Here is a 6,197-nt window from a genome sequence, read left to right on the forward strand (position 1 = left end):
CGGCTGGATGCGCGGCTCGCGAGGGTGCATCCGCTTCGCCTACGATCAGGCGCATGTCTGCCGATGTCGCCGGAGCGCCGAACACCCTGCACGCACTCGAATCTCTGCACCGTGAGCTGCCAGGACGGGTGGTGACGGACCCGGCGGCGCTCGAGCCGCTGCGCGTCGATCGTTCTGGTGTGGTCGCCGCTGGCGTGCCGGTGGCGCTGGTCGAGGCGGAGTCCGTCGCGGATGTGCAGGCCGTGTGCCGCATCGCGAGCGAGTTCGGGGTGCCGATCGTCACGCGCGGGGCCGGTACCGGCCTCGCTGGCGGGGGCGCTGGCGGCGCTGGCGAGATCGTGCTGTCGACGCTGCGCATGAACCGGATCCTGGAGATCTCGGCGGCGAACCAGCTGGCCGTCGTGCAGCCCGGCATCCTCAACGGCGCCCTCAACGAGGAGCTCGAGGGACACGGCTTCTGGTGGGCGCCCGACCCGGCGTCGAAGCACATCTCGTCGGTCGGCGGCAATATCGCGACGAACGCCGGCGGGCTGCTGTGCGCGAAGTACGGGGTGACTCGCGAGGCGGTGCTCGGTCTCAAGGTCGTGCTCATCGACGGCTCGGTCATCGACGTCGGCCACCGCACGGTCAAGGGGGTCACGGGCCTCGACCTGTGCGCGCTCATGGTGGGCTCGGAGGGCACGCTCGGCGTGATCGTCGAGTGCACGCTCAAGCTGCGTCCGCTGGTCGATGGGGTCGTCCCGACGATCGGCGCGTACTTCCCCGACGTGGGGAGCGCGGCCCGCGCGTCAGCGGCGGTCACCGCGTCTGGCATCCAGCCGGCCATCATGGAGCTCATGGACGGGGGCGTGCTCCGCGCCGTCTCGGCGTACACGGGTGTCGACCTCGCGTCTCACGGCGACTCATACCTGCTCATCCAGACTGATGGGGCGAACGCGGTGGCGGAGGCGGAGGGCATCGTCGAGGTGCTGCGCGCCAACGGCGGGGCGGCGGAGATGACGACGGACCCGCAGTCGGCGCTCACGCTCGTGGATGTGCGGCGGCAGGCGTACGCCGCGAAGGAGGCCCTCGGGCAGGTGCTCGTGGAGGACGTCTCCGTGCCGAGAGACCGGCTGCCAGACATGTTCGCGAAGATCGACGAGGTCGCCGCGCGCACCGGGACGACGATCGTCACGGTCGCGCATGCGGGCGACGGGAACCTGCATCCGACGTTCATCTACGACCGGGCGGAGCCTGTCGTCCCGCAGGCGGTGTGGGATGCGGCCGACGAGCTGTTCACGTACGCCATCTCGATCGGCGGAACCCTCACGGGCGAGCATGGGGTCGGTGTGCTCAAGCGGCAGTGGCTCGGCGCGGAGCTCGGCGAGCGTCAGTACGAGCTGCAGCGCGGCATCAAGGGCCTCTTCGACCCGAAGGGGCTTCTGAACCCGGGCAAGGTCTTCGCCGAGTAGCGGATGCTCGCGGGGCGAGTGCACCTCGCTCGCGCGGTCCGTCTCGCCTGCCGGGCCGTCTGCAGCTCGCTGGCAGGATCTCTCGATTGACGGGAAATTCTGCGGGACCCCGGGCGTGCCGTCCAGGCGGGCGCTCCGCGAAACAAGCGCGTCACATTGCGTCCACTAGTCTCGGGGCATGGGTGACCTCTTCGACGGCTACAGCCAGGCTCTGACCAGGCAATCCCAAGCGGCGCTGTCGCCGCCATTCGACGAGATGTTCATGGGGGAGGCGCCAGAGGGCGAGCTCGATCCGCGGCGCACGTACCGAGATCTCTACGACGTCCTCTCGGGGATGACGCAGGAGCAGATTCGGCACCGCTCCGACTCGCTTGCGGACTCCTACCTCGCCCAGGGCGTCACGTTCGACTTCGCCGGCGAGGAGCGCCCGTTCCCGCTCGACGTGGTCCCGCGCGTCATCGAGCGCGCCGAGTGGCAGAAGACGGAAGCCGGCATCAAGCAGCGCGTCCGTGCCCTCGAGGCGTTCCTCGACGACGTGTACGGCGACCAGCGGGCCATCGCCGACGGCGTGATCCCCGCGAGCCTCATCGCCTCCTCGGTGCACTACCACCGGGTCGCGAAGGGCATCCGCACGGCGAACGGCGTGCGCATCCACGTGTCGGGCATCGACCTCATCCGCGACGAGCACGGCGAGATGCGCGTGCTCGAAGACAACGTGCGCGTCCCGTCCGGCGTCTCCTACGTCATCTCGAACCGGCGCGCCATGGCGCAGACGCTCCCTGAGCTCTTCTCGCGCATGCGCGTCCGCCCGGTCGGCGACTACCCGAACCGACTCCTCGGGGCGCTTCGGGCCTCCGCCCCAGACGGCATCGAGGACCCGACGGTCGTCGTCCTCACCCCCGGCGTCTACAACTCCGCGTACTTCGAGCACACGCTGCTCGCGCGCCTCATGGGCGTCGAGCTCGTCGAGGGCCGCGACCTGTTCTGCTCGGGCGGTCGGGTGTGGATGCGCACCACGGCCGGCCCGCAGCGCGTCGACGTCATCTACCGCCGCGTCGACGACGACTACCTCGACCCGCTGCAGTTCCGCCGCGACTCGATGCTCGGCTCTCCCGGCCTCATGATGGCGGCACGCCTCGGCAACGTCACGATCGCGAACGCGGTCGGCAACGGCGTCGCCGACGACAAGCTCGTGTACACCTACATGCCCGACCTCATCCGCTACTACCTGTCGGAGGAGGCGATCCTGCCGAACGTCGACACGTGGCGCCTCGAGGAGCCGGACGCGCTCGAGGAGGTGCTCGACCGCCTCGACGAACTCGTCGTGAAGCCGGTCGACGGCTCGGGCGGCAAGGGCCTCATGATCGGGCCGAGCGCCTCGAAGACGGAGCTCGACGAGATGCGGGTGCGGCTGCTCGCCGACCCGCGCGGCTGGATCGCGCAGCCCGTCGTGCAGCTCTCGACCATCCCGACGCTCGTCGACGACGGGATGCGGCCGCGCCACGCGGACCTGCGCCCGTTCGCCATCAACGACGGCCACGACGTGTGGGTGCTGCCTGGTGGCCTCACTCGCGTCGCCCTCCCGGAGGGGCAGCTGGTCGTGAACTCCAGCCAGGGCGGCGGGTCGAAGGACACGTGGGTGGTCGGCGCCGAGCGGAGCTTCTCCAAGCCGCAGCCGCACGGCGTCGAGGAGCTCCTCGACGACCAGGCCGACGTGTCGGAGACGCCGCACCCCGTGACGGGCGTGCTGCGTGTCATCCCGCACCGCCAGGACCACATGCCGCAGGACGCCCCGAAGCGCGGCGACCAGCAGCAGGTGCAGCAGCAGACGCAGGGCCGTCAGCCGCAAGCCCAGTCGCACTCGCATTCACAGTCAGAGCAGGTGCAGCAACAGCAGCAGGCGCGCGCTGAAGCGTCGCCGGCAGCCGCATCCGCCGGCAAGAACCCGAAGGGAACGGACGCATGCTGAGCCGTATCGCCGAGTCGCTCTTCTGGATCGGCCGCTATGTGGAGCGTGCCGACGGCACCGCCCGCATCCTGGACGTGCACCTGCAGCTGCTCCTCGAAGACCCTTGGGTCGACGAGGCGACGGCCTGCCGTTCGCTCCTCAGCGTCATGGGGGCAGCGGATGTGCACCCCGACACGGAGCTCACCCGCTCGGACGTCCTGAACCTCCTCGCGGTCGACCGTTCGCAGCCCGCATCCATCGCCTACTCGGTGAACGCGGCCCGCGAGAACGCTCGCCGTGCCCGCGAGATCGTGTCGACGGAGCTGTGGGAGTGCCTCAACGCCACCTACTCGCGCATGCCGTTCAGCGTGCGGCAGGAGAAGGTGCACGACCTGTTCGCGTGGGTTCGCGAGCGTTCGGCGCTCGCGGTCGGCGTCGTGAACTCGGCGGCGAGCCGTGACGACGCGTACCAGTTCATGATGCTGGGGCGTTCGCTGGAGCGCGCAGATATGACGGCGCGGCTGCTCGCGACGCGTTCGCTCACCGAGGCCTCCGGAGCGTCGTGGACGACGATCCTCCGCTCGTGCGGTGCGTACGAGTCGTACCTGCGCACGTACCACGGCATGCCGTCGGCGGCCAACGCCGCGGAGTTCCTGCTGCTCGACCGCCTGTTCCCGCGGTCGATCCAGTACTCGGTGTCGACGGCCCTCTCGAGCCTCTACGACATCCAGCCGCGCCACGAGCGCGGTGGCCGCGTCGGCGTCACCGACCAGGCCCAGCGGCTTCTCGGGCAGATCTCCTCTGACCTCGAATACCGCCCCATCCACGACACACTGGCCGACCTGCCCCGCTACATGGATGGTGTGCAGGACGCGGTCTCTCGGGCTTCCGAGGCGATCCGTCAGCGCTACTTCCCGTCGATCACGGCACCGAGCTGGGTGGGAGACAACTCATGAGCCGCATCCGCATCCGCCACTCCACCGGTTTCCGGTACGAGGGCGACGTCACGACCTCGTACAACGAGGCCCGCATGCTGCCGATGGCCAACAACGGCCAGTTCGTGCTGTTCGGGCACCTCGACGTCACGCCGCACTCGTCGACGCACAACTACTCCGACTACTGGGGCACGAAGGTGACGGCGTTCGAGGTACTCAACCCGCACTCGGAGCTGTCGCTGACCGCGTCGAGCCTCGTCGAGGTGCGCCAGCGGCCCGAGGCTGGCCAGCTGTCGCTCAGCTGGGATGAGCTCGCCCGCGAGCGGCTGCGCAGCGTCGAGCTCGTGGAGCAGACCGCGCAGACGCGCCTCACGATGCCGCCCGACGACGTGAAGGCGCTCGCCGCTGAGGTGAAGGGCGCCAATGCCGGACCCGCGTCCACCGCGATGGAGATCCTCCACCTCGTGTACGAAGCTGTCGCCTACGAGGGCGGCGTGACGGGTGTTCGCACGACGGCGGCCGAGGCGTGGGAGCACAAACGCGGCGTGTGCCAGGACATCTCGCACATCGCACTCGGTGCGCTCCGTGCTGCGGGAATCCCGGCGATCTACGTGTCCGGCTACCTGCACCCGCGCCCGAACGCCGAGATCGGCGAGACGGTCAGCGGCGAGTCCCACGCGTGGATCGAGTACTGGGACGGCGAGTGGCGCGGTTGGGACCCCACCAACGACATCCCGATCGGCGAGCGCCACGTGCTCGTGGGTCGTGGCCGCGACTACAACGACGTGCCCCCGCTGCGCGGCGTGTACGCGGGCCCGTTCTCCTCGCAGCTGTTCGTGAAGGTCGACATCACTCGAGAGGCGTAGCCATGACGGGGTCGGCCACCGGTTCGCAGGGCGGTTCCGCCGGTGGGTCGCACGGCGGCTCGCAGGGGCGGGCGGATGCGCGCGGCCCAGCCGCCCCGAAGCCCGACCCGTCCGGCGCCCCGGCCTCGTTCGTCGTGCCGGTCGGTCATGGCATCGACGTGCACGTCTACGAGTGGGCGTGCGAGTCGCCACGAGGCGTCATCCACCTGTCGCACGGTTCCGGCGAGCACGCGAAGCGCTACGACGCGTACGCGCGCGACCTGGTCGCGGCCGGCTACTCGGTCGTCGCCCACGATCACCTCGGTCACGGGCAGACGGGCCTCGGCGCCCACGGGCTGTCGGTGCTCCCCACGACCGAGAACCGGGCCGCGCTCGAGGCGCTCGAGGACATCTCCGCGTGGGTGCGCGACCGGTACCCGAAGCTGCCGCTCATCCTGCAGGGGCACTCGTGGGGTTCGCTGCTCGCGCAGCAGCTGCTCGCCCACGACTCGGCGTTCTTCTCCGCGTGCATCCTGACCGGGACGACGCTCGCGGTGCCGGGCTTCATCAACGCCGGGAATCTGAACCGGCGCTTCGAGCCGGACGAGACCGGCCTGCTCTGGTTGAGCCGCAACCCGGATGCTCGCCGCGCGTTCGCGTACGACGATCTGTGCTTCGACATCGCGAAGATGCCCGTGTGGTCGGCGCGGGGCGCGCTGCAGCTCGCGCACATCCCGCCTCGGGCCGCCTCCGGCAAGCTCGACGACGTGCCGGTGCTGATCATGGCCGGGTCGGAGGATTCGATCGGATACGGCGAGCGGGGGCCGCGCGCGCTCGCGCGGCTGTACCGGAAGCGGTCGAAGCTGAGCGATGTGACGCTCAGGATCTACCCGGAGGCGCGCCACGAGCTCCTCAACGAGCTGAACCGCGACGAGGTCATCGCCGATATCGTCGCGTGGCTCGACACCCGCATCCCGCTCCCCGCCTGACCCCGCGCGCGCCTGTCGGCCCTCCCGCC

Annotated in this window: 5 protein-coding genes; all 5 read left to right on the forward strand. The window is 70.1% G+C overall.

Translation table 11 applies throughout. From position 1 onward, the window contains the following. Positions 1 to 53 precede the first annotated feature (53 nt). The gene (locus C5E10_RS01685) at positions 54 to 1,451 is read left to right on the forward strand and encodes an FAD-binding oxidoreductase (RefSeq protein WP_104330170.1); all 1,398 of its coding nucleotides are present in this window, start codon (positions 54 to 56) and stop codon (positions 1,449 to 1,451) included. 178 nt (positions 1,452 to 1,629) lie between these two features. Then, positions 1,630 to 3,420, forward strand: coding sequence for a circularly permuted type 2 ATP-grasp protein (locus C5E10_RS01690; protein WP_104244233.1), 1,791 nt, complete (start codon positions 1,630 to 1,632; stop codon positions 3,418 to 3,420). Beyond that, positions 3,414 to 4,355, forward strand: coding sequence for an alpha-E domain-containing protein (locus C5E10_RS01695; RefSeq protein ID WP_104244235.1), 942 nt, complete (start codon positions 3,414 to 3,416; stop codon positions 4,353 to 4,355). The genes C5E10_RS01690 and C5E10_RS01695 overlap by 7 nt, the downstream gene beginning before the upstream one ends. Continuing rightward, complete coding sequence (locus tag C5E10_RS01700) at positions 4,352 to 5,200, forward strand: transglutaminase family protein (protein WP_104244237.1); 849 nt, start codon at positions 4,352 to 4,354, stop codon at positions 5,198 to 5,200. Before C5E10_RS01695 ends, C5E10_RS01700 begins: the two co-directional genes overlap by 4 nt. 2 nt (positions 5,201 to 5,202) lie before the next feature. Further along, positions 5,203 to 6,168 (forward strand): alpha/beta fold hydrolase, encoded by a 966-nt coding sequence (locus tag C5E10_RS01705; protein WP_104330171.1) that lies wholly within the window; start codon positions 5,203 to 5,205, stop codon positions 6,166 to 6,168. The last annotated feature ends 29 nt before the right edge of the window (positions 6,169 to 6,197 follow it).

Origin of the sequence: Pseudoclavibacter sp. RFBG4 (genome assembly GCF_002931515.1) — a bacterium.
GTDB lineage: Bacteria > Actinomycetota > Actinomycetes > Actinomycetales > Microbacteriaceae > Pseudoclavibacter.